Here is a 22371-nt window from a genome sequence, read left to right as displayed (position 1 = left end):
CGCTTTAACCACACGCGAAAAGCCCAGACTCTATACAGTCTGGGCTTTTGCATGTGGAGTATTCTTATAGTGCACGTGACCAATGTCGATGTTGGGCAATCGCCTCAATGAAACTAGCAGCGGATTTACCCTCTGCATCTGCAGTAATCGTGACAACTCCTGCAATAGGATCACCTGCTGGTATTCCTGCCTGGATCAGAATATCGGCTGCTTCTGTCCCTGCCCCAATCGCTTTGAAATGGTTATAAGCTTCGTCAACAAAATAGATGGCATCTTTTACAGCTTTCAATTGCTCAATGCTTTTCTTGCCACCCGCCACATAAACGGCATCATATAAAACCGAGTCTGCAGTCAGGAAGCTTTGACTCACCTCTAGTTGTTGCCCTTCTTCACTCGTAATCATTCCGCGATTCGTACTGATGATTTCAGCCATGATTCCAGCTGTTTTAAATGCGTCCATGACTTGGTCCATTTCAGAGCCCTTAAATCCATCGGCAGCCAATACAGCCACTTTACGCGTTGCAGGCGTAATGATCTTATTTTGCTCCTGACTTAAAGCCGGTGAAGTCAATTCCACTTCTGATTCATTTTTATTGGTAGGAGGGTTTACACCGACTCCTTGCGCAATTTTTTCAGCCAATTTCAAGTCCACATTGCTGAACATCTCAACAATTTGTTGTTGGAGATCTTTACTTTTCACTTTACCCACTTCAAAATGGAAAGCTTCGATTATATGTTCTTTTTCCACGTCCGTCATACTATTCCAGAATAGTTTCGCTTGGCTGTAATGATCTTTAAAGCTTTCACTACGCTGACGCACTTTCCGGCCATCCACCTTCTCTTGATAATGAGCATATCCACCTTCCGCTTCTGAAGCCGGTTCAGGAGAGTTATTGGCAAGTCCATTTTTATGATAGCTGACTTTCCCCTGGTTGATGGCCATACGATGCATGCCATCACGTTGATTATTGTTAACCGGCGCTACTGAACGGTTAATTGGGAGCTCGTGGAAATTCGGACCACCCAATCGTGATAGTTGGGTATCTGTATACGAGAATAATCGTCCTTGAAGTAACGGATCATTGGAGAAATCAATACCAGGAACGACATGTCCGGGATGGAAAGCGATTTGCTCCGTCTCGGCGAAGAAGTTATCCGTATTCTGATTCAATACCATTTTTCCGATAATTTTCACTGGTATCTGTTCTTCTGGCCATAGTTTCGTAGGATCCAGGATATCGAAGTCGAAGTTGAACTCGTCTTCTTCCTTAATCATTTGCACGCCAAATTCGAACTCGGGGTAATTTCCTGCTTCAATCGCTTCCCACAAGTCTTGACGGTGGAAATCTGAATTTTTCCCGGCAATTTTCTGTGCCTCATCCCAGACAAGGGATTTCACACCAAGAACAGGCTTCCAATGGAACTTGACGAAATGGGAGACGCCTTCTGCATTCACAAAACGGAAAGTATGGACACCGAATCCTTCCATCATGCGAAAGCTTCTAGGAATGGCTCTATCCGACAAATGCCACATTACCATGTGGGCTGTTTCTTCATTGTTCGCAACAAAATCCCAAAATGTATCATGGGCGCTTGCAGCTTGAGGTATTTCATTATGGGGTTCTGGTTTAACAGCATGGATCAAATCCGGGAATTTAATCGCATCCTGTATGAAAAATACCGGGATATTATTCCCAACCAGGTCATAGTTCCCCTCTTCTGTGTAGAACTTCGTTGAAAATCCACGGACATCCCGGACGGAATCTGCTGAGCCGCGTGAACCCGCTACTGTCGAGTAACGGACAAATACCGGGGTCTTAACAGAAGGGTCTTGGAGAAATTTTGCCTTTGTAAATTCGCCCATTGGCTCATACACCTGGAAATAACCATGTGCGCCTGATCCACGTGCATGTACAATTCGCTCAGGAATACGCTCATGGTCAAAATGAGTCATTTTTTCACGGAAATGAAAGTCCTCCATCAACGTCGGACCCCGGTCACCCGCCTTCAAAGAATGCTCATCTTCGGAAACCCGCAAACCTTGATTGGTTGTCATCTTTTTCCCGTTATCATCCACTCTATATTGTTCCAACTGTTGGTTCTTGCTTTGTTCATTATCTTTTTTCATCCTTGTCTTTCCCTCCAGTACCTTGTCGATAAAAGTCGATGTATAGTCCATTTCATGATGTATGTATGCTAAATAAGTATCTTATTCTTTAATACCACCCTAATTTCATCGATAAACAGGAATCACAAAAGTTATAGGACAAGAGTTCTTTAAAAGCTTAAGACAAATGACGACCTAGAGATGTATCCGCTACTCCTTCCATGTTTTTTTATAAAAAAATGGCTACGGAGATGCTGTTCTCCATAGCCATTACTCATGATAATCTTTTTGCTTCTTACACTTCGCCTTCCGCAAGCCAAGGGAAAAATCCATCTAGGAATTTCTCGGTCGCAGGCATGAAGTATGAGCCGTAATGATAGTCGGGGTCAAGTGTCATGATTACCCAAGTACCTTTTGTACTAACCTTGTCGATGTATAGGACAGCTCCGCCATCTTCCGTTGAAACCAGGATATCTGTCCCTGCCGGAGGCCAATACACCCCGTGTTGGTGCCATGTCGCATCGGCAAGTGTAAGATAGCGACTGAATAAATCATGATCGGGACGTTGCAACACTAAACCACTTTTGGCATCCTTATCAAGCCACCACCAAAAGTTCGTTTCTCTGAATTCCCAATTATGGCCTGGTAGCCATTCATTTAACTGTGGTCCAAAGGAAACGATGATCCCTCCCTCATCAGCAAAATCCATAATTTTCTTCATGGATTTCATGAGTAGGCCCATATGCAACTGGGAAGGAAGAAGGATTACATCAAATTCATCTATAGACGTTTTTTCTAAATCGGGAAGATAAATAAGTTTCTCAATGTATTTTCTGTATTTCGGTTCGGTATATGTCCGATTATGTTGCGAACTGCCTCCATCGATGACTGCAATTTTTCTCATCCCATTTCACCTCTCTCCTGAAGCGTTGAATACTCATCCCGTACCCATTGTATGAGTTGTGGACCAATGCGCTTTTTCGTTCCACTCGCATTCATCGCACCAAATAGGTCACTACCTGCATGAACCAAAATAGTGCCCTTTGTACTATTCCTGTCAATATACGTGATAGGTTCTCCGCCAGGTAAGGTCAACAGAACTTCCGCTCCTTCGGGAATTGGATGGTGCCCCCTTGCGAAAAATCCCGAAACTCCTTTATTATAAGTCATATCATCTTCCTCTACCCCGTCAAAGATTGGATGGCGATGATCGATTGAAACCTCATAATCCTTGTAACTATGAATGGTTTTAGGGATGAAGGAAGAACCTCCAGGTAACCAGTCCAAAAACAAATTCCCACTGAAAACGACAATCTTCTTATCATCCAAAAACTCACGAATGACTTCTTTATGTCTAAATAAGAATTTCTGATCGATTAACCCTTGAACGACCAAGCATTTATAAGGTTTTAAGTCTATATTGGGCAGTTCATATGTATCAACAAAGGTAAAGTCATCCTGATATTGCGGGTCATTCACCCTTGCCTTTCCAAAGTAACTTCCTGTGTCAAGCATCAGAAAGTCCGTTCTATTCTTATTCACTTTTTTTCCTCCTTCGTGTTGCTCTAACTCTAACAATGCTGTTGTGAGACTTTGTGTGAATAGATCCTTAAGGGGTACAAGATTGGGATGTTCCCCTGTACTTTACTGGAAAACCCTATCCGCCAAAGAAGGGACTAAAAGGACTTCCCTATAAGCATGATACGGACTATACAGTAATCGTACTTTAAATTTATCATCATTGATAATCATTATCAATGGAAGTATTTTTTCCTTTTATAAAAAACCTCCAATTATAAAGGTTTCATGTCGATTATTATATTCTAGAATCGATTTATTTATTTTTTGAATAATAAAATTTGTGACTTTAGCAAGAAAGGATCTTAATTCTATAAAGCCATTTCCTTTGGAACCAAAGAAAAAGGATTTCTCCCCATGGAAGAAACCCTTTTTCTTTATTCCCGCTTTGCACACTCTTACAAGCCCTTGCTACTGTCTTTGCGATTCCATTTGAGCAGTTTTGGATCTTTAATTTTCATTTCCTTTTTATTCTCCCAATCCTCTTCCGTTCCGTCAGCCTCATACTCCTTAATTTCTTCAATAATCCATTTCTTCTTATCGGCATTATAAATCATGGAAAAGTCACGCACCGCTTTATAAGAAAGGTCATCCATTTTCTTTTTGTTTTTGAGTTTCATTTTGCTGTTATAGGACACTACAGCTACCGCTTCCGCTCTCCACTGATTATCAAAGTAACTGATATCCAAATCATCCAGATTAATGACGGCCCCTAAATATTGTGAATGTACTTCATCGACATAATTTTTGACCTGTTCAAATTTTTCCGCAACAATGGAGGTATCATCTTTAATGTCATCTGAAACATTGGTAAGCTTCTTGGTATCAAAACTGCTGGTTTCAAATACGGCCCAGTCATGATTGAAAACATCGACAGCGGACATGACCGATTTTTGTACATCTTTATCATTTCTAGCCAAGGAATCAGGATCCACTACAAGCGTGACTTCCTTAGATCCACCCCAGACATCTATCTTATCCTTTTTCATGAAAGTACCCAGTTTGTTCTTTACTGTAGTGACCGTGTTATACGTCCCAGGCAAAAATGGACCATACGTGCCCTTCTTACTCTCTTTTACGGATTCCTTCAAGTCATCTACAGAAAGGGATAGTTGATCTTCATCATTTTGTCCCGTCACTTTAATGAATCCGGTTTTGACTCTCATTTTGTATTCCTTGAAAATGCCCCATTTTTTCCCCGACTCCACCAAGCTGACTTGCTGGTTGGTTGCCGAAAAATCCTTATCTTCTACTTGTTCATCCAATCCGTCCTTGATGGCATCAAAACTCGAGTCATTTTTGTTTAAGTACGTAGCAAATGCCTTAATGGATGCATTATTTACCACCGTTCCCTTTTTATCAGGATCGAGTAACTCCTTAAGTTGGTCCGTATCTTTCTTTTCAACTGCTTCTGTAAAGGATGCCACTACTTTTTTGGGTTTATTGTTTTGTTGAACGAAAAGCATGGTGACCAAGACCACGGCAATTAAGGCAACAGCGGAGACCCCACTTATAATCCAAGCTTTTTTCGACATATCTCACTGCTCCTTTAATATTTTGATCCTGCAGCAAAAATATTCGTTAATCTTTCTTGACCATCTTGTGATGAATTAACGTTCCACTTTCCATCCTCTTCTATCATATGAATCTTTAAATCTTCGCCTTCTTCTACTTCTTGGTTATTTATGATTTTATCGAATTTAGATATTAAATACTTTTTGGTACCTTTTTCATCGTATTTTTTCGTTTTTTCTCTATATTCATATTGGTATTCTGAAAGGTCTTCATATATGTTTCGCAATGAAACCGTTGAGAATTCAATTAGCACCACGGCTTTTCCATTTGCCTTGGCAGATGTGACCGTTTTAAACTCGGCCTTTTGTGACTGAGCCGATTTATAAGCAGCATAAAGTTTATCTACTTCTTCATCAGTCAATTTCCCCACAAAGTACCTTTTAATTTTCTCTTTGAATACCTTTTTCGCTTCTTCCTGTATAACCGCTTTATCAGCAGATACTAGTTTTTCATAATCACTATTGTCTTTATCCAGGTATATCGAATCAATATAAGCAGCTAACGCTTTCGCCGGGTCTTGAAGGGCATCAAAACTTTCAGCATAATCTGCCGTATTCACCTTAATGATCACTTCTTCAATTTTCTTTTCATAGTCTTCTGAAGCCGCTTTTATCCCTATTTCATACTCTTTATCTTTTTCTACTTCAAAAAAGCCTGTGGTCGTTTTCGTTTTGCCGGCACCCAAATCGCCACTAGACTCAAACTCAATCCCTACGTTGGTGTTATATGCATCTGAAATGGCATTTGTCTCTTCATCGCCATCGTATAACTTAAATCCATCTCTTGTTGAGAGTCGAATGCCATCCTTTGATTTATTACTCAACTTAAATTTAACAGCCAGGACTCCTTTTTCTGTACCTTCTTCAGCCACACCATCATCTTTTCCAAGTAGCACAAAAGATGCATCCTCAATGGATACCTCTAAATCCTTATTCTTACTCTTGCTATCGCTCTTTTTTTCCGAAGATCCACTAGAACTGCTGCATGCAGATAACAACAGCATACAAATAAACAATAGCGAAATACCCCTTAACTTAGACACCATCAAAATTCCCCCCTATAAATAAGTAAAAGACCGCACACTTTCCAGCGAGATCTTTGGATAGGGAAAAAGAATACCGAGAACCATTAGTTAATGCAGATCAATGATTTAGACTAGTATGTATTGGATTCTTTTTCCACTTATCTTTATTTACCTCTAATCGACCTACCACAAACCCAAAAACAACCTATTTTATGAATATTTTGGTATAATTTTTATAGTTGAACAGGCATAAAGTATATAGGTCATATCCACTTCTTTACTTTCATGAGCCATTTTAACCATTCCCCTATTAAACCAGAAAGCCCGCTACGATTTTTTCCCATAAATTAAAACTGCACACAAAAAAAGATCATCCCTTAGGACGACCTTTATATCAATTGCTAACACTATGTAACTCACGGTAATAAGGTTCTTTGTATCTTCGCACATGTTTTTCGCGGGAAAACCAAGGATAGGATGTCCAGTGAAGTCTCCGGGTAGCTTCTGATGTGCCACTCCGTAAGAAAGGTGAATGTTTCCGTTGTTTCACTAGTATTAGAGCGAACCTGGCCTTACAAGAATCAGAAAAGATATATGTACGTCTTTTCCGATTCTTCCTGCCATTTATCGTTTATTTGCCTCGGAAACCTTCAAAACCTTGCCTTTGACTTTCGTATTCTTCATCACTTTCAAGACCAGCGGACCTTTTCCATTCAATATCTCTACATAGGAAACATTATCCTGAATGGTTATAATGCCGATGTCCTCTGCATTTACTCCATCTATTTTTGCAATGGTACCCACGAAATCTACGGCCCTGATTTTCTTTTTCTTGCCGCCATTAAAATACAGCTTCATAATTTGTCTGTTAAGCTGTTCACTTTTACTTTTTTTAATTTTTGGCCGTGTCTTTAGCTTCGCTTCAAAATCATTCTTCATGTCCAAGATATATTCTTTTGATGGAGCCGGCATGGTAGGGATCGTAAATCCGATATAGCTTTGAATCTCGGTGAGGAACTTACCTTCGAATGGAGTCACAAATGTGATTGCCTTCCCCTGTTTACCCGCACGTCCTGTTCTACCTGTACGATGGACATAGCTTTCCTTTTCAAGTGGTAGGTCATAATTGATGACATGGGTAATATTATCAATATCAATTCCACGTGCCGCTACATCGGTCGCGACTAGATAGCGGAATTCACCTCTTCTGAACTCGTCCATCACTGCCAGGCGGTCCTCCTGAAGCATCCCTCCATGAATCATATCGCATGGATACTCTAATTCCACTAACTGCTCACATACTTGGTCGACCTTGTCTTTTGTGCGACAGAAAATGATGCAGCTATCTGGATTTTCGACAATCGTAACATCTCTAAGCAGGGTAAACTTGTCATCTTCCTTGACTTCAATAACAGCATGTTCGATTTTTTCAGTCGTTAAGCCGGTTGCCTTTATTTCAATATCCAAAGGTTCCTTCATATATTTATGGCACAGTTTTTTAATGCTATCTGGTAAAGTAGCGGAAAACAGCATCGTCACACGATCCTGCGGCAGTACTTTAATGATGGCTTCCACTTGCTCGATGAATCCCATATTTAACATTTCATCGGCTTCATCGATTACCAAATGGGATAATCGGTCTAAAGCGAATGTACCTCTTTCAATATGATCAAGGACACGTCCAGGCGTACCCACAACCACGTGGCTCTTTTGCTTCAACTCCGCTTTTTGCTGGGCAAAGGGAGACTTCCCATATACCGCAGTTGCTTTAATCCGTTTAAATCGACCAATATTCGTAATGTCCTCCTTAATCTGTACGGCAAGCTCTCGCGTTGGTGTTAAAATGAGCGCCTGTGGCTTATTCTCCTGCCAATCGACCATATCACAGAGCGGTATGCCGAATGCAGCCGTTTTTCCGCTTCCCGTTTGCGACTTCACGACCAGGTCCCTTTTTTGCAAAGCAACAGGAATCACTTCACGTTGCACTTCCGTTGGATGCTGATAGCCTAGGCTTTCCAACGCCCGAACTATTTCATCACTTAATTTATAATCAATAAACTTAATTTCCGTCATATAACAGCCTCTTTTATTGTTTAGTATCTTGCTTTATTGTTTCCGTAATTGTTATTTCCTTATACTAAATTCTATTATACGCGATATGCATCAATAAACCTTATAATTCCTAAACCAATTCCCGCTTAAAAAGACTTCCCTTCATGCCATCCGGGTATAATACTTTTTGAAAGACAAATAATAAGATGGTTCGATATATACTCAAAACAGCAAATCCAGTATAGAATTCATTATCAACAGTTATTGATTAATCAAAATGGATTATAAGCTTAATAATGTGCTAAAATATGTATGTAATGAATCAGTTAAATAACCTTAAAAGGAGAGATTAATGATGATAATCGTAGCAAATAAAATCAAAGTAAAAAAAGGAATGGGAGCAGTAATGGCACCAGGCTTTACGGCACCAGGCCCTCTAGATACGACAGAAGGCTTCGTTAAAGTTGAAGTATTGTTAACACAAAACTTAACGGACTACGACGAACTAAACGTGAATATGTACTGGGAAAACATGGACAGCTTTACTGCATGGAGAAACAGTGACGCGTTTAAAGCTGCACATAAACGTCCAGAACCTTCTTCAGATGAAGCTAAAAAAGAATCACCAATTATCGGTAGCGAAATTGTCACATATGAAATCGCTTCTGTAAAAGAAATCGCTAAATAATCAACTTCTCATTTAAATGAGGCTGTATCCTTACAGCCCCATTTTTCTTGTTTTTAGAAGCATGGCCGTTCATCTTTCAGCATAAAAAAACAGTATGTGTGCAAAAACATACTGTTTTTTCTATACATGGGGCCTTTCTCAGTTGGCCTCTGCTTTTTTGATTTGTTTACTTCTTAACTGACCACAGGCAGCATCTATATCCGTACCATGTTCCTGACGGATTTTACAATTCACGCCTCGTTTTTTCAGCGTATCATAAAATGCTAGCACTGACTCCTTCTCGCTTCTTTGATATTGACTGTGTTCATCTACAGGGTTATATGGAATCAAGTTTACATATAAACGATGTTTCTTGTCATCAAGCAATTCGGCAAGTTGTTCGGCTTCTTCTCGATGATCGTTGACGTCCCTCAATAGGATATACTCAATCGTAATTCTACGATTCGTTTTTTCCAAGTAATAATCCAATGACTTCATTAATTTTTCGATTGGAATGCCACGATTTATTTTCATGATTCTCGTTCTTAGTTCATTATTCGGGGCATGTAAAGAAATGGCCAAATTAACCTGTAATTGAGTATCGGTGAATTCATAGATTTTATTAGCCAGCCCACTCGTGGAAACAGTAATGCGTCTTGCTGCAATAGCCAACCCTTTATGGTCCATGATGACCTTCAAAAAGTCGATCATATTATCGAAATTATCAAAAGGCTCGCCAATCCCCATTACGACTACATGACTGACGATATCCCCTTGTCCTAACTGATCAAGATGGAGTTGAACATTCATGATCTGTTCCACTATTTCTCCAGCAGTTAAGTCACGGCTCTTCGCTAATAAACCGCTTGCGCAAAAACTACAGCCTATATTACAGCCTACTTGGGTAGTGACACAAACGGATATCCCATACTTATGGCGCATCATGACCGTTTCAATCAGGTTACCATCCAGTAATTTGAATAGAAACTTGATTGTCCCATCCGCCGACTCCTGTTTAACATGTTCAGTCAAAGTCTGGATGACAAAGTTTTCTTCCAGCAGTTGAATGCACTCTTTATTAACATCTGTCATTTCAGAGAAATCCGTAACGCGCGTCCGATAAAGCCATTCCCAGACTTGGGTTGCCCGGAATTTTTTATGGCCATGCTCCAAAAGCCAAGCTGTCAATTGTTCAAATGTTAATCCATAAATGGACTCTTTATTCATATGGTTACCCTCTTTTCATAACGTTAAGATTAAATTCTTTACCTAGCTAACGCTACCACCCATCATCGATTGGGTGATTATTTATGGTATGGCTCATTTCTATTTATCCGAAACGCCCGATAGATCTGTTCCAACAAAACTAACTTCATGAGTTGATGCGGAAAGGTCATTTTAGAAAAAGAAAGGGCGTAATCGCTTCTAGAAATCACATCGGCACTAAGCCCCAGTGAACCACCAATAATAAAGGCAAGTTTGCTTTTTCCATAAGTGGCAAGTTGGTCAATATGGGTCGCAAGTTGCTCAGAAGTGAGCTGCTTCCCATTGATTTCAAGCGTAATCACATAAGTATCCTGGCTGATTTTCGCCAAGATCCGTTCACCTTCTCTTTGCTTGACGATATCCATATCCGCTGCACTCAAGTTTTCTGGTGCCTTTTCATCAGGCACTTCTATAAAATCTATATTAGCATAGGCTCCTAGCCGTTTTGTATATTCGGCCATTCCTTGCTTTAAGTATTTTTCTTTGAGCTTGCCAACCGTAATGATCGTTATCTTCATATATATCCTCTGACTTTCCATATGTTTTTAGTTCAATTGTTGGAAGTACCTCCTATTATCATACCTTAGAGAGACCCATAAACAAAACAAGCAAATCCTTTCCAAATCCAAAAGTTAAGATTTAAGAGACTTCCCTATAAAGAATATTGGACTATATTTGCTTCCTAAATAACAAAAAACCAGCCCTTCTAAAAGAAAGTGCCGGTGGTTTTTCATTATGACTTTTTCCAGTATTTTAGTCTTTCCAAATAGGTTACGAACAGGTTATCCACAAAACTTATCCACATATCCACAATTTCTATCCACATCTTGTATGGGAATATTAGTTCCCTACTAGATATATTGCCACGTTTCGACAATATTCACAGGTTGTTGATAACTTATTTTCTTCTGAAACCAGCGTTAATAACGGATACGTTTCACACTCATATACAACTTCATCGAGCGCCATATCAACGTGTTCCTGACAACAATATAGGTTCATTCCTCATTCTCCTTTTCATTTTTTATTGGCCAATCTATTGATGCCACTTATCCACAATTCATTTAGTATTCATCATATTCGGCAAAATATCCACAAGTAATGGTATCAAACGATAATAAAAACACAAGCAAAAAAACAGGGAAAGCAAAACTCCCCTGCTTTATTGCTTTTAGATTTCTCCACTTGAAAGCTTAATTTCTGCGGTTTCCTTTTTTCCGTCTCGGTAATAAGTGATTTTTACAGTGTCACCAATTTTCTTTTCATTGTACAGGTACTTCCTTAATTCAACGATATCATGAATTTTTTCATTATCCATACCAACAATTACATCAAATTCCTCTAGGCCTGCTTTTGCCGCTGGTGAGTTACTTTGAACGCCAGTCACAGCCACACCAGAGGTTACTTTGTTTGGCAATTTTAATGTATTCTGCTGATGATACTGTGAAATTTCCTCAACTGATGCCAGATTGACACCTAAGTAGGCACGTTTCACTTCACCATATTTCTCAATATCACTGATAATAGGAATCGCTGAATCAATCGGGATGGATAGACCAATGCCTTCTACAGCATTTTCCGCAATCTTCATGGAATTGATCCCAATGACCTGACCGGACATGTTTACGAGGGCCCCGCCACTATTTCCTGGGTTAATCGCCGCATCGGTTTGGATAACTTCTGCATTCCAGTCTACCTGTCCGTCCTCATCGATATCCACTTCAATGGTACGCTCTACTCCTGAGATGATTCCTTGTGTAACGGATCCAGAGAATTGAAGTCCTAATGGGTTACCGATCGCTATGACGGGTTCACCTGGCTTTAATTTTTCGGTTGTGCCAAACTCTGCTACCGTCTTAACTTTATCCGCTTCCACTACCACGACAGCTAAATCCGTCCAAGGGTCACTTCCTTGTAGCTCGGCAGGTAGCTTGGTTCCATCACTTAACGTGACCTCTAACTCATTAGCATTCTCGATAACATGATTGTTCGTGACAATATAGGCTTTGCCACCATCCTTTTTATATACGACTCCAGATCCAGTACCCGCTTCGGCTGAACTGCTTTCGTTTCCTTTTCCGCCCCAGAAGGAAGTTTCCTGAATATTGGAGATGCCAACAACTGCATCGCTTGCCTTATCAACCGCACCCGTAACAGCACTTGTGACCTCTACGGAAACTTTCTGCTGAATTGGCTTGGCCTCTTCACCATCCGTTGATTTTTCCGTCTGGTTTGGGTTTATTTCATCATTTAATACCCCACCGCCCGGGAATGCTAATAAAATCAGCAGAGCCCCAATGATGGCGCCTCCTAAGCCTGATAGAAAATAACCTGTACGGCTTCCTTTTTTCTGTTTATTTTGGTTCTCTTCGTTCTCCAAGACCGCTCCATCCTCTCTTTTTAGGAATGAATTATAGCAATTACTAGTGTTTGATATCCACCCTTAATTATACTCAATTAACAAGAAATATCTAAAAAAATGTATGCCATATTTAGCTTACTGCCTCTTTTTTTATCATCATTTTTCTATTCATTCAGTACTAACCAACCAATACCCTTTTTAATCCCCTTACTAACTAACCCATTAAAAATAAAAAAGGAATGAAGCAGGTTTCCGCACTCATTCCTTTACTCATTATAGTGTAACAAGCTCTGTTGGTCTTTTGGGATCCGTATCGTAGAGCGAAAACTGCTCGCCAACAATAATCCCTTTCGTTTTTAAGGTTTGCTCCACTGACATTCTTGCAAGGTCTTTCATATTATTATCCATACTTAAATGGGCCAAGTATATCCGTTTCGTCTTGTCCCCTGCCACTTCACTCATGGCAAGAGCAGCATCTTCATTGCATACATGTCCAACATCGCTTAAAATCCGGCGCTTGATGCTCCATGGATATCGACCCATCCGAAGCATGGACACATCATGGTTGCTCTCAAACACATAGGCATCAGCATTCGTGATGATGCCTTTCATCCGATCGCTGACATAACCTGTGTCGGTTATGACCACAAGTTTTTTTCCTCCCTGATGGAACACATAAAACATCGGCTCGGCAGCATCATGAGATACACCAAACGATTCAATATCAAGGCTTCCAAAGGTTTTGACTTGTTCCATTTCAAAGGCGAATTTCTGTTCAGGAGAAATCTCCCCGATGGAACGCTCCATTGCTTGCCATGTCTTTGTATTCGCATATATGGGGAGCTTATGTTTTCTAGCGACGACTCCCAGACCTTTAATGTGGTCGCTATGTTCATGCGTAACCAGGATTCCAGAAAGCTTGGACATATCTCGGCCGATATCCCGAAATAATCCTTCCAAGGCTTTCCCACTCAATCCCGCATCGACAAGGAAAGATTGGTCCTCCGTCTCCACGAACAAGGCATTTCCCGTACTCCCACTTGCGAGTACACTAAAATGCATAGTCATCTATACTCACTCCAGTATTTTTTCTTCTGTATTTAACTCAATCACTTCGCCATCGAACGCATTTACGAATAAATCCGTTTCATCGTTCACGACTACCCACCATGTCGGTACAAGAAGATGTGAGAACGATGTGGTTTGCAACGAATTATAAAATCCAAGCTTTACGTCCGTAACTTCGTCTTTTGATACGATATCACCATGACTATATAAGGCATAAACAGCATCCAGGTCGGAATACAGCTCTTTCGGTTTATTGAACTTTTCAATTCCCACTAAATATGTCTGCTCATAGGAGGTCACTTCGGCTTCCTTATTCAGATACAAAGTGACCTTTCCTTTACTGTTGTTAAAAAACATCTTATTGTCGGAAACCTGATAGCAAATGATGGTTTGATTATCCTTATCATAGCTCCAAAACCCATATTCACTTCCGTATAAAATGTGATCCTTCAGGAATATGGTAACATCCGCGGGATGAATTTCTTTGCCTAAACTGATGGGCGTTTTTAATGAACCGACCAGCTTATTCCCATCTATAATATTTACTTTCTGGTTGTTTAGATTCTTTAGTTCTTTCTTATCAAATGTTTTACTTTTTGCAATTAAGAATTGATCCTTTACCTTTTGCTTCGAGAGCGGAATGGTTTTGATCTCGTCTTCTTTTAGAACTTCCTCATAGGAAGACTCTGCAATGAATTCATATTGGTTATCATTGATTTTCTCAAGAAACTGATACAGTAAAAATATATTCAATATGAAAAATACCATTATGAATATGGATTTTGTATTATTCCAATCCATCGTTATCGCCTCCTGCATTTTCGTCAACAGGCGCAATCAACCACTTTTCACCGGAACGGTAATACCAAGTTGGTTCCAGTGTAACGAGAGTAACGAGTTTAGAGTCCAACGATTTGTTTAACTTATAACCTATTGAAATATCTTGCACACTATCGAGATCGATGTTCCCGTTCTCTTCCAGCTGGTTCAACACTTCATTTCCTGTAGGCAAGGTCACTACAGATCCTTCTGATGGCAAGACGGAAGCCAATGAGAAGTAGGGACGTTGATAACTATAAATATCTTCCTTCCCCCAAATCTGCTCGATTTCAGTCATTCCATATTCGTTGAAAGCTGGATAACCATCTATAAATAAACGGAATACCACACGCTGCTCATTTTCCGACATATAATCAAATCGGTAATTACTACCTTCCCACCCGGCATGATCATTGATGAAATCAATGCTTTTTTCCAACAGCTCACTAGAACTGCCGAACACTTTACTCTTTTGGGCAGGGTTTATATACGAGAGAATATAATTTTCATTGTTGACTGACAACAGTCTTGTTCCGTCGGAGTATTCCTCGCCTCGGGTTACCGTTTCTTGACGAACATATTTAGGATTACTGAATAAGGCATCTTTCAGATTCTTAACGTCCAGATAATCTATATAATATTGATATCGGTTGACTTCCACGGGCTTTTCCGGAACAAAAATCGTCCTTTTATCATGTAACGTATGAGCTGTATAGGTAGGATAACTTTTATTATAGAACTTCTCACTGAACTTTCTAAGGTCCTTAGTAGGGACCATTCCTTGATGGATTTGTTCATGTTCATAAGAAACGAAATAAACGGCTGATTGGTCACCGCTGATATCCTTCTGCTTGATCACGATCCGGTCAAAGGTAAAGCTCGCCATATCTTCGTCCTTTACATCCAGTACCGTTTTATATAAAGACATCGGTACATCATCGGAAAAGTTGATCTCGATTGATCTATCCTCATGGACGAAATCATCGAAGTCCCTTTGAATCATCTTCAATGACATCTGCTTTATATCACTAAACGTCCATTGGGAAAACTCTTTCTCCATTCTTTCGATTTTTTCGGGATCGATTGTCTGGAAATGCTGTCCGTTACGATGAAAAAGAACACTGACGGGTTTTATGACATCACTGACAATTTGTTCATCACTCTTGATTTTAATCAGATCGGATTCATCGATTTTTTTATATTCAGGCTCGTACGTCCAAATACTCCATGTCAAGAAAACGCTTGTCCCAACTAAAATAATCAGTATGATACTTTTCGCACGTTCAAAATTCATGCCCAATCATCCTCTTCTTCCTGTTCGTAAGGAAGTGTAAAGAACACTGTAGTTCCTTTTCCATCCACACTTTCCGCCCAAATTTTTCCTCCATGGGCAACGACCATTTCCTTTGCAATCGCCAGCCCAAGTCCAGTCCCTCCAAGATTCCTTGCCCGCGCTTTATCCACTCGGTAAAATCGGTCAAAAATCTTATCGATCACTTTCTTAGGGATACCGACACCTTGATCGGTTACGCTAATCACGATAAAGTTTTCCTTTGGCCTGATACGGAATGTCACTTGACCTCCTTCAGGAGAATACTTCAAGGAATTCGAGATGATATTATAAAGAACCTGGGTGATCTTGTCTTCATCAATGTCGACAAAATACGCGTCCTTTGGTATGTCTCTTTTAAAAGTAATATCGTCATTTTTCGTCATTTCAAAACGATCGATAATATGGTCATAGAACTTATTCAGATTCACCCATCCGGTTTTAAGCCGGTAATCTTTACTGTCCATTTTTGAAAGCTGTAACAGGTCATTTACAAGCCTGATCATCCGCTCCGTTTCATTTTGTGTGACACTTAAAAAGGCAGGGGCAATCTCTTCATCTTTCCAGGCACCTTCAGCCAATGCCTCGAGATAGCTTCTCATCGTCGTGAGCGGCGTACGCAACTCATGGGATACATTAGCGACAAACTCTCTTCGCTCCCCTTCTATCTTTTCCTGCTCCGTAATATCATGGAGCACTGTAATCAAACCATTAACGAAGCCCGTTTCCTTTTGGATGACGGAAAAATTCCCTCTTAAAATAAACGGTTGACCCTTTTTGCTGTAATCAAGGATGATGGACTCCCTTTCTTCCAGTAAATCTTCGAATTTATATTCTTCCTCAAGTCCCAACAATTCGATGATTGGTTGGTTCATGACGGCTTCACGTGAGACATTCAAAAGCTGTGCGGCAGGTTCATTTATCAAATTCACCCGGCCACGCCTATCCGTCGATATAACGCCATCCGTCATGTTGGTGAGAACAGATGAAAGCTTCCGTCTCTCCCCTTCCGTACTCGATTGCGACTCTTGAAGTTTCTTAGTCAAGTTATTGAAGGTAACGGCTAGCTGCCCTATTTCGTCATCGCCATATACTTTTACCTTTCGTGAGAAATTCCCTTTGGCCATCACCAACGCCTGTTTCCTCATATCAGACATTGGCCGTGTGATGGTCCGCGCAAGCAGAATCCCCAAAATGGCTGTTATGGCCAGAGCGATGGCCGTGCCAGTCATGAAAATGGCGTTGATTTCATCCATTTGTTCGAAGACATTCTCCATCTCCGCAATGACATAGACCGCTCCTATCACCGTACCATTCGCTTCAATGGGTGTTGAAAGGACCCATACACGCCTGCCAGTATTCGGATCTCTATATATTTCATGATCCTCGCCACCATAAGTCAACGTGTTCTTGATGATCGGCAGTGTCGTTTTCTTTCCTACAATCTCTTGGTTACCGGGATCGGACGTCCCAATCACCCGCCTGCTGCGGGTATCGATAACGCGCACTTCCGAAATATCATTCGTTGAGTTGTCGCGATCTTTCAATACCGTATTAATGGCTTCTTCGAGGGTAGGGTCTTCCTCCCCCCTCGATTTCTCCATTTCTTCCCCAATGCTATAGGTAAGCAGGTTAACATGGCCCTTGATCGACTTTGTGAAATTCCCGACGAGATTTTCTTCCAATTCCCCGACAAAATACACCCCAATTATTTGCATGGCTACGAAAATAAGCAACACATAAATCAGGACGAATTTAAAATGAATTGAACGAAAAAAACCAACCTTTTTCATAGATATTACTCCTGTTCAGGGTTACGCAGGTAATAACCGACCCCTCGTCTAGTTACGATCCAACCTGGGTGACTTGGGTTATCCTCAATCTTTTCACGGAGGCGTCTAACGGTTACATCGACAGTTCGGACATCGCCAAAGTAATCATATCCCCACACAGTTTGCAATAAGTGCTCCCTTGTCATGACCTGGCCAATATGTTTAGCTAAATAATGAAGCAGCTCGAATTCTCGGTGCGTTAACTCGATCGTCTCTCCACGCTTAGACACGACATATGCATCAGGATGGATGGTAAGATTGCCTATTGTAATTTCTTTTGGCTCATTTTCTTGATCTGGCACCGGAACGGCTTGTTGACGTCTTAAGTTTGCCTTTACCCGAGCAATTATTTCCCGGGTACTAAACGGCTTCGTCACATAATCGTCCGCACCAAGCTCTAATCCTAAGACTTTATCGATTTCCGAATCTTTTGCTGTTAACATGATGATTGGCGTTTCATATTTCTTTCTTACTTCTCTGCAAACTTCCATCCCATCACGCTGTGGAAGCATGATATCGAGTAAAATCAAATCAGGTTGAAGCTCTTCCACCATTTTTAGAGCTTCATTGCCATCATATGCACAGGAAACATCGTACCCTTCCTTTTTTAAATTGAATTGTAAAATATCTGCAATCGGCTTTTCATCGTCCACTACTAGAATTTTCTTATCCATCTACCTATCTCCTTTTAAAGCATAACTTTACTCTATAAAAAACATGTCCTTATCCGGGACGTTTATTCGTATTGTCCTGATGTTCATACTGACCTTCGTACTAGTAATGCAAATCCTCACACTATATATTCCCTAAAAAACGGTCAAAACACCTAAATCGAGCACATTGTACCTCTTCTACTTTATCATTTTACAGGCATTAAATCATCTTTTACCTATTATTCTCATCTATGAAGATAGCAGAAGAAGTCTTCGAAAAATGTCTCGAAGACTTCTATTGGCTTATATAATCTAACGGGTTTGCGAGAACACCATTTTTATAGATTTCAAAATGAAGGTGAACGCCAGTGGAGTTGCCTGTCGAGCCCATTCTACCAATAGGCATTCCTTTTTCAATCTTCTGTCCTGCTTCGATGTCTATTGATTCTAAGTGAGCATAATCCGTCTTGTACCCATTGTTATGGTTGATGGTCACCTTATTACCATAACCCCCGGCGTTACCGGCAAACTCAACAGTGCCATGATCAGCTGCCGTAATAGTTCTGGTGGTTGGCCTAGCAATATCTATTCCCTTATGAAGCTTGCCCCAACGATGTCCTTGTTTGCTTGAAATATAGCCCCCATCAGCAGGCCATGCAAAGGTTCCGCTCCCTTCTGAAGGAATGATTTTCGTGCCTTTTCTAGTTATCTCATTTTGTGTTGCCGCGGTAATTTCCTTTTTCACGATCGTTTCACTTAAGAGCTCACCGTTTGTTTCAGTGAGTTTATACGTGAATGCCTGAACGCCTTCCTGTCCTTCTTGCTCAACGACAGATTCTTCCTTCAATAGGTTCTTATCCTTTATTACTTTTCTCTCGAAAGGAATTTCAGTTTCTTTCAATACTTCTCTTTCTACCAGCACATTCACAAAAGGAGCTACCTCCGTCACACGGACCTTTTGCCCTTTATGAAGCCTCTTGCCCTCTTCTAGTTCTGAATTAAGCTGTAAAAGCTGTCCTAGGGACATATCATACTGATCGGCAATCTCCTCAAGTTCTTCATCTCCAGTTGCCTCATAGATGACTTTTTCCATCTTTCCTTTTTCTATCAAGGAAATGGCATCCTTCACAGTCATGAGCTTATCCGGTTCCATAATCGTTTCCTTCCAGGAGATCGGCTTTGAGTATTCAATGGACAGTATCCTGCTTCCTTGCTCGTATAGAGCCATGGGCTGATTTAAAACTCCAGCTTCCTGACTCTCTTCATATTCGGCCAATTCACCCTCATCTATATATAATAGGTGAATCTCTTTTAAAACCTCCTGTGCATCCTCCTTGGAGGGAACGTAAGCAACTACTTGATTATCAATGGCGATTTCATAAGCCTCCGCTTTTACAGCAAACTCTTCCTCGAGTACCTTTAAGGTTTCTTCATCATCTATTTCTGCATTAAATACATTCTCTTGCACATATGTCATCTGTGCTTCCTTATCGAATGTGTATTCGGGATAATCCGCCTCTGCTTCGACTATTTTAGCTAGTATCATTTTTTCTATTTCGGATTCATCACTCACGCTGCCAATGAACTCGTCATCAACATATACATGCTGAATGGAGGAGATTTTTTGAATTTCCGCAGCCGTAGCACGATTCCCTGCAAGCAATAAGATGATGGAAACCATCAACAGGAAACTTCCTTTGCCTTTTGAGCTGAACATTTATTGTCCCCCTTAACGGCCCGTGGGCCCCTTAAGAAACTAATCAAAAAATTAAGATAAATTACCTTGTTTTCAAAATTTATATACACATGATTAATTTCTTTTTTTCCACTCATAACTTTACCATAATGAAAAAAAAATCAAGAAATAGACTTCGTATTGTAATATAAATGTATAAATAGTGACAACAAGTGCCAAATCGCTCTTTTTGCAAAAGAGCAGCGAAGGTATGGTTTCCACGTGGAAAGTAGGTCCTGGTTGGGGTGACGAGTCGATGGTTACTAAGGGTGGCATTAACATTGTTACAATCTAATAACAAACACTTAACAGAAGTGCCATCAAAGAGATTTCCTTTAAAGGGCTAAGACAGTTTAATTTTAAAGCAAACAAAAAAAGCGCCCTAGGGCACTTTACAAAAGAATGGCTCAGGACGGAATCGAACCGCCGACACAAGGATTTTCAGTCCTTTGCTCTACCGACTGAGCTACTGAGCCAAATATTCCATTTTTCATTATGAAAGAATCATGTAAAAAATAAAATGGCGGTCCCGACGGGAATCGAACCCGCGATCTCCTGCGTGACAGGCAGGCATGTTAACCGCTACACCACGGGACCATCAAACATATAATTAAGAAGAAAAGTGACCCATACGGGATTCGAACCCGTGTTACCGCCGTGAAAGGGCGGTGTCTTAACCGCTTGACCAATGGGCCGATAAAAATGGTGAGCCATGAAGGATTCGAACCTTCGACCCTCTGATTAAAAGTCAGATGCTCTACCAACTGAGCTAATGGCTCGTACTAATGAATGTAATCCGTATGTCTTGCAATGTCGCTTAACGTTGTTCTACTGTGACGACGCTTTTTATATTATCATAGTATTTATGGTTTGTGCAATAGTATTTTAAAATAAATTTAAATTCATATATTTTTATATATATCTAACTCCAATTAAACAGGTCTTTTTTTACCAACTAAGTAAAAAAAGAAGCCGCACTTAGTCGACTTCTTTATACCTCTTATGCTAAACGCCAAGGGCTTCTTACGATGTTTGTTTGATTGCGGTCAGGACCGACGGAGAATGTAGTCAACGGAATGCCTACTAATTGAGATACGCGCTCCACATAGTGACGGGCGTTAGCAGGTAATTCATCCAATGATTTGCATCCTGTGATGTCTTCTGACCAACCTGGTAGCTCTTCATAAACGGGCTTACATTCTCCGATTGCTTTCAAAGTAGCCGGCACTTCATGAATGATTTCACCTTTAAAATCATAAGCTACACAAATTTTCACCGTTTCAAGTCCTGAAAGCACGTCAATGGAATTTAACGATAAATCAGTTATTCCACTTACACGACGGGCATGGCGAACGACTACGGCATCAAACCAACCGACACGACGTGGTCTACCCGTAGTTGTTCCGTACTCACGTCCAACTTCACGGATTTGATTGCCAATTTCGTCTTGTAGTTCTGTCGGGAAAGGACCATCGCCAACACGGCTTGTATAAGCTTTACACACACCGACAACATGGTTGATTTTCGTTGGTCCAACACCTGAACCAATTGTTACGCCACCTGCGACTGGATTCGAGGAAGTAACGAAAGGATATGTTCCTTGATCGATATCAAGCATGACTCCTTGAGCCCCTTCAAACAAGACGCGTTTCCCTTCATCAAGTGCATCATTCAATACAACGGAAGTATCACAAACATACTTTTGCACTTGTTGTCCGTACTCATAATATTCTTCAAGAATATCCTCGATTTTAAAACCTTCCGTTTCGTAAAAACGTTCAAACATGCGGTTTTTCTCCACAAGATTTTGATTCAGTTTTTCCTCGAAAATTTCACGGTCCAAAAGATCTGCCATACGGATACCATTACGAGCGGCTTTATCCATGTAAGCAGGGCCGATTCCTTTTTTCGTCGTTCCAATTTTATTTGCACCCTTGCGATCTTCTTCCACTTCATCCAATTTAATATGGTAAGGAAGGATGACATGAGCACGGTTCGAGATGCGAAGATTATCCGTGCTTACACCATGACTATGTAAATAAGCAAGCTCTTCTACAAGTGCTTTCGGATCGACTACCATTCCGTTCCCGATGACACAAATCTTATCACTATAAAAAATTCCAGAAGGAATTAAATGCAGTTTATATGTTACTCCGTTAAATTTAATCGTATGTCCTGCATTATTACCACCTTGGTAACGAGCTATGGCTTCTGCATTCTGGGATAAAAAGTCCGTTATCTTACCTTTACCTTCGTCTCCCCATTGTGTACCAACTACTACAACTGATGACATCTGAAAAAAG

At 40.5% G+C, this 22371-nt stretch carries 18 protein-coding genes and 4 tRNA genes; 1 reads left to right on the top strand and 21 read right to left on the bottom strand.

Annotated elements, in window-relative coordinates; translation table 11 throughout:
- Positions 1 to 64: 64 nt before the first annotated feature.
- The 6 genes from ACIQXU_RS16990 to ACIQXU_RS16965 form a co-directional block, all read right to left on the bottom strand.
- The gene (locus ACIQXU_RS16990) at positions 65 to 2128 is read right to left on the bottom strand and encodes a catalase (protein WP_402991144.1); all 2064 of its coding nucleotides are present in this window, start codon (positions 2126 to 2128) and stop codon (positions 65 to 67) included.
- Positions 2129 to 2402: 274 nt separating this feature from the next.
- Positions 2403 to 3011 (bottom strand): hypothetical protein, encoded by a 609-nt coding sequence (locus tag ACIQXU_RS16985; RefSeq protein WP_402991141.1) that lies wholly within the window; start codon positions 3009 to 3011, stop codon positions 2403 to 2405.
- Positions 3008 to 3649, bottom strand: coding sequence for a phosphate starvation-inducible protein PhoH (locus tag ACIQXU_RS16980; RefSeq protein ID WP_402991138.1), 642 nt, complete (start codon positions 3647 to 3649; stop codon positions 3008 to 3010). The genes ACIQXU_RS16985 and ACIQXU_RS16980 overlap by 4 nt, the downstream gene beginning before the upstream one ends.
- A gap of 434 nt (positions 3650 to 4083) precedes the next feature.
- Positions 4084 to 5220, bottom strand: a complete 1137-nt coding sequence (locus ACIQXU_RS16975) for a TcaA second domain-containing protein (RefSeq protein ID WP_402991134.1) — start codon at positions 5218 to 5220, stop codon at positions 4084 to 4086.
- 14 nt (positions 5221 to 5234) lie between these two features.
- On the bottom strand, positions 5235 to 6305 hold the full coding sequence (locus tag ACIQXU_RS16970; RefSeq protein WP_402955062.1) for a DUF5105 domain-containing protein: 1071 nt from the start codon (positions 6303 to 6305) through the stop codon (positions 5235 to 5237).
- A 603-nt stretch (positions 6306 to 6908) separates the two neighbouring features.
- Positions 6909 to 8357, bottom strand: a complete 1449-nt coding sequence (locus tag ACIQXU_RS16965; protein ID WP_402991131.1) for a DEAD/DEAH box helicase — start codon at positions 8355 to 8357, stop codon at positions 6909 to 6911.
- 334 nt (positions 8358 to 8691) lie between these two features.
- Between ACIQXU_RS16965 and ACIQXU_RS16960 the strand changes: the two genes are divergently transcribed.
- The gene (locus tag ACIQXU_RS16960) at positions 8692 to 9024 is read left to right on the top strand and encodes a heme oxygenase (RefSeq protein ID WP_402869999.1); all 333 of its coding nucleotides are present in this window, start codon (positions 8692 to 8694) and stop codon (positions 9022 to 9024) included.
- Between the two features lie 138 nt (positions 9025 to 9162).
- Here ACIQXU_RS16960 and rlmN read toward each other — a convergent pair whose 3' ends face one another.
- The 15 genes from rlmN to ACIQXU_RS16885 all read right to left on the bottom strand — a co-directional run bounded on the left by rlmN (position 9163) and on the right by ACIQXU_RS16885 (position 22361).
- The gene (rlmN, locus tag ACIQXU_RS16955; protein WP_402955070.1) at positions 9163 to 10230 is read right to left on the bottom strand and encodes a dual-specificity RNA methyltransferase RlmN; all 1068 of its coding nucleotides are present in this window, start codon (positions 10228 to 10230) and stop codon (positions 9163 to 9165) included.
- A 77-nt stretch (positions 10231 to 10307) separates the two neighbouring features.
- A complete protein-coding gene (rlmH, locus tag ACIQXU_RS16950; protein ID WP_402955073.1) occupies positions 10308 to 10787 on the bottom strand; it encodes a 23S rRNA (pseudouridine(1915)-N(3))-methyltransferase RlmH in 480 nt (159 codons plus the stop codon).
- Positions 10788 to 11109: 322 nt separating this feature from the next.
- A complete protein-coding gene (locus ACIQXU_RS16945) occupies positions 11110 to 11271 on the bottom strand; it encodes a CxxH/CxxC protein (protein WP_402869992.1) in 162 nt (53 codons plus the stop codon).
- A gap of 169 nt (positions 11272 to 11440) precedes the next feature.
- On the bottom strand, positions 11441 to 12649 hold the full coding sequence (locus tag ACIQXU_RS16940) for a S1C family serine protease (protein ID WP_402991128.1): 1209 nt from the start codon (positions 12647 to 12649) through the stop codon (positions 11441 to 11443).
- A gap of 255 nt (positions 12650 to 12904) precedes the next feature.
- Positions 12905 to 13699, bottom strand: coding sequence for an MBL fold metallo-hydrolase (locus tag ACIQXU_RS16935; protein WP_402991125.1), 795 nt, complete (start codon positions 13697 to 13699; stop codon positions 12905 to 12907).
- A gap of 6 nt (positions 13700 to 13705) precedes the next feature.
- Complete coding sequence (locus ACIQXU_RS16930; RefSeq protein ID WP_402869982.1) at positions 13706 to 14500, bottom strand: two-component system regulatory protein YycI; 795 nt, start codon at positions 14498 to 14500, stop codon at positions 13706 to 13708.
- Entirely contained in the window at positions 14487 to 15812 is a 1326-nt protein-coding gene (locus ACIQXU_RS16925; RefSeq protein WP_402955079.1) for a YycH family regulatory protein, read from the bottom strand. The genes ACIQXU_RS16930 and ACIQXU_RS16925 overlap by 14 nt, the downstream gene beginning before the upstream one ends.
- A complete protein-coding gene (walK, locus tag ACIQXU_RS16920; RefSeq protein ID WP_402869978.1) occupies positions 15809 to 17641 on the bottom strand; it encodes a cell wall metabolism sensor histidine kinase WalK in 1833 nt (610 codons plus the stop codon). Before walK ends, ACIQXU_RS16925 begins: the two co-directional genes overlap by 4 nt.
- A 5-nt stretch (positions 17642 to 17646) precedes the next feature.
- Positions 17647 to 18354, bottom strand: a complete 708-nt coding sequence (yycF, locus tag ACIQXU_RS16915) for a response regulator YycF (RefSeq protein WP_402869975.1) — start codon at positions 18352 to 18354, stop codon at positions 17647 to 17649.
- A gap of 274 nt (positions 18355 to 18628) precedes the next feature.
- On the bottom strand, positions 18629 to 20050 hold the full coding sequence (locus tag ACIQXU_RS16910; RefSeq protein WP_402991122.1) for a peptidoglycan DD-metalloendopeptidase family protein: 1422 nt from the start codon (positions 20048 to 20050) through the stop codon (positions 18629 to 18631).
- Positions 20051 to 20471: 421 nt separating this feature from the next.
- Positions 20472 to 20544: transfer RNA gene (locus tag ACIQXU_RS16905), tRNA-Phe, on the bottom strand.
- Between the two features lie 45 nt (positions 20545 to 20589).
- Positions 20590 to 20665 (bottom strand) — tRNA-Asp (locus tag ACIQXU_RS16900).
- 26 nt (positions 20666 to 20691) lie between these two features.
- A tRNA-Glu gene (locus ACIQXU_RS16895) sits at positions 20692 to 20763 on the bottom strand.
- 8 nt (positions 20764 to 20771) lie between these two features.
- A tRNA-Lys gene (locus ACIQXU_RS16890) sits at positions 20772 to 20847 on the bottom strand.
- A gap of 221 nt (positions 20848 to 21068) precedes the next feature.
- Entirely contained in the window at positions 21069 to 22361 is a 1293-nt protein-coding gene (locus ACIQXU_RS16885; protein ID WP_402991119.1) for an adenylosuccinate synthase, read from the bottom strand.
- Positions 22362 to 22371 lie beyond the last annotated feature (10 nt).

The sequence above is a fragment of the Peribacillus sp. NPDC097284 genome (assembly GCF_044761765.1).
Taxonomy (GTDB): Bacteria; Bacillota; Bacilli; order Bacillales; family DSM-1321; genus Peribacillus.
Note: the sequence above shows the minus strand (reverse complement) of the source record. Positions and strands in the feature narration are given on the sequence as shown.

Coding starts and splice junctions, on each gene's coding strand:
- ACIQXU_RS16970 (WP_402955062.1), bottom strand. CDS start 6,305: ATGGTGTCTAAGTTAAGGGGTATTTCGCTATTGTTTATTTGTATGCTG.
- ACIQXU_RS16975 (WP_402991134.1), bottom strand. CDS start 5,220: ATGTCGAAAAAAGCTTGGATTATAAGTGGGGTCTCCGCTGTTGCCTTA.
- ACIQXU_RS16965 (WP_402991131.1), bottom strand. CDS start 8,357: ATGACGGAAATTAAGTTTATTGATTATAAATTAAGTGATGAAATAGTT.
- ACIQXU_RS16910 (WP_402991122.1), bottom strand. CDS start 20,050: ATGTTCAGCTCAAAAGGCAAAGGAAGTTTCCTGTTGATGGTTTCCATC.
- ACIQXU_RS16935 (WP_402991125.1), bottom strand. CDS start 13,699: ATGACTATGCATTTTAGTGTACTCGCAAGTGGGAGTACGGGAAATGCC.
- ACIQXU_RS16930 (WP_402869982.1), bottom strand. CDS start 14,500: ATGGATTGGAATAATACAAAATCCATATTCATAATGGTATTTTTCATA.
- ACIQXU_RS16885 (WP_402991119.1), bottom strand. CDS start 22,361: ATGTCATCAGTTGTAGTAGTTGGTACACAATGGGGAGACGAAGGTAAA.
- yycF (WP_402869975.1), bottom strand. CDS start 18,354: ATGGATAAGAAAATTCTAGTAGTGGACGATGAAAAGCCGATTGCAGAT.
- ACIQXU_RS16960 (WP_402869999.1), top strand. CDS start 8,692: ATGATAATCGTAGCAAATAAAATCAAAGTAAAAAAAGGAATGGGAGCA.
- ACIQXU_RS16925 (WP_402955079.1), bottom strand. CDS start 15,812: ATGAATTTTGAACGTGCGAAAAGTATCATACTGATTATTTTAGTTGGG.
- ACIQXU_RS16990 (WP_402991144.1), bottom strand. CDS start 2,128: ATGAAAAAAGATAATGAACAAAGCAAGAACCAACAGTTGGAACAATAT.
- walK (WP_402869978.1), bottom strand. CDS start 17,641: ATGAAAAAGGTTGGTTTTTTTCGTTCAATTCATTTTAAATTCGTCCTG.
- ACIQXU_RS16945 (WP_402869992.1), bottom strand. CDS start 11,271: ATGAACCTATATTGTTGTCAGGAACACGTTGATATGGCGCTCGATGAA.
- ACIQXU_RS16985 (WP_402991141.1), bottom strand. CDS start 3,011: ATGAGAAAAATTGCAGTCATCGATGGAGGCAGTTCGCAACATAATCGG.
- rlmN (WP_402955070.1), bottom strand. CDS start 10,230: ATGAATAAAGAGTCCATTTATGGATTAACATTTGAACAATTGACAGCT.
- rlmH (WP_402955073.1), bottom strand. CDS start 10,787: ATGAAGATAACGATCATTACGGTTGGCAAGCTCAAAGAAAAATACTTA.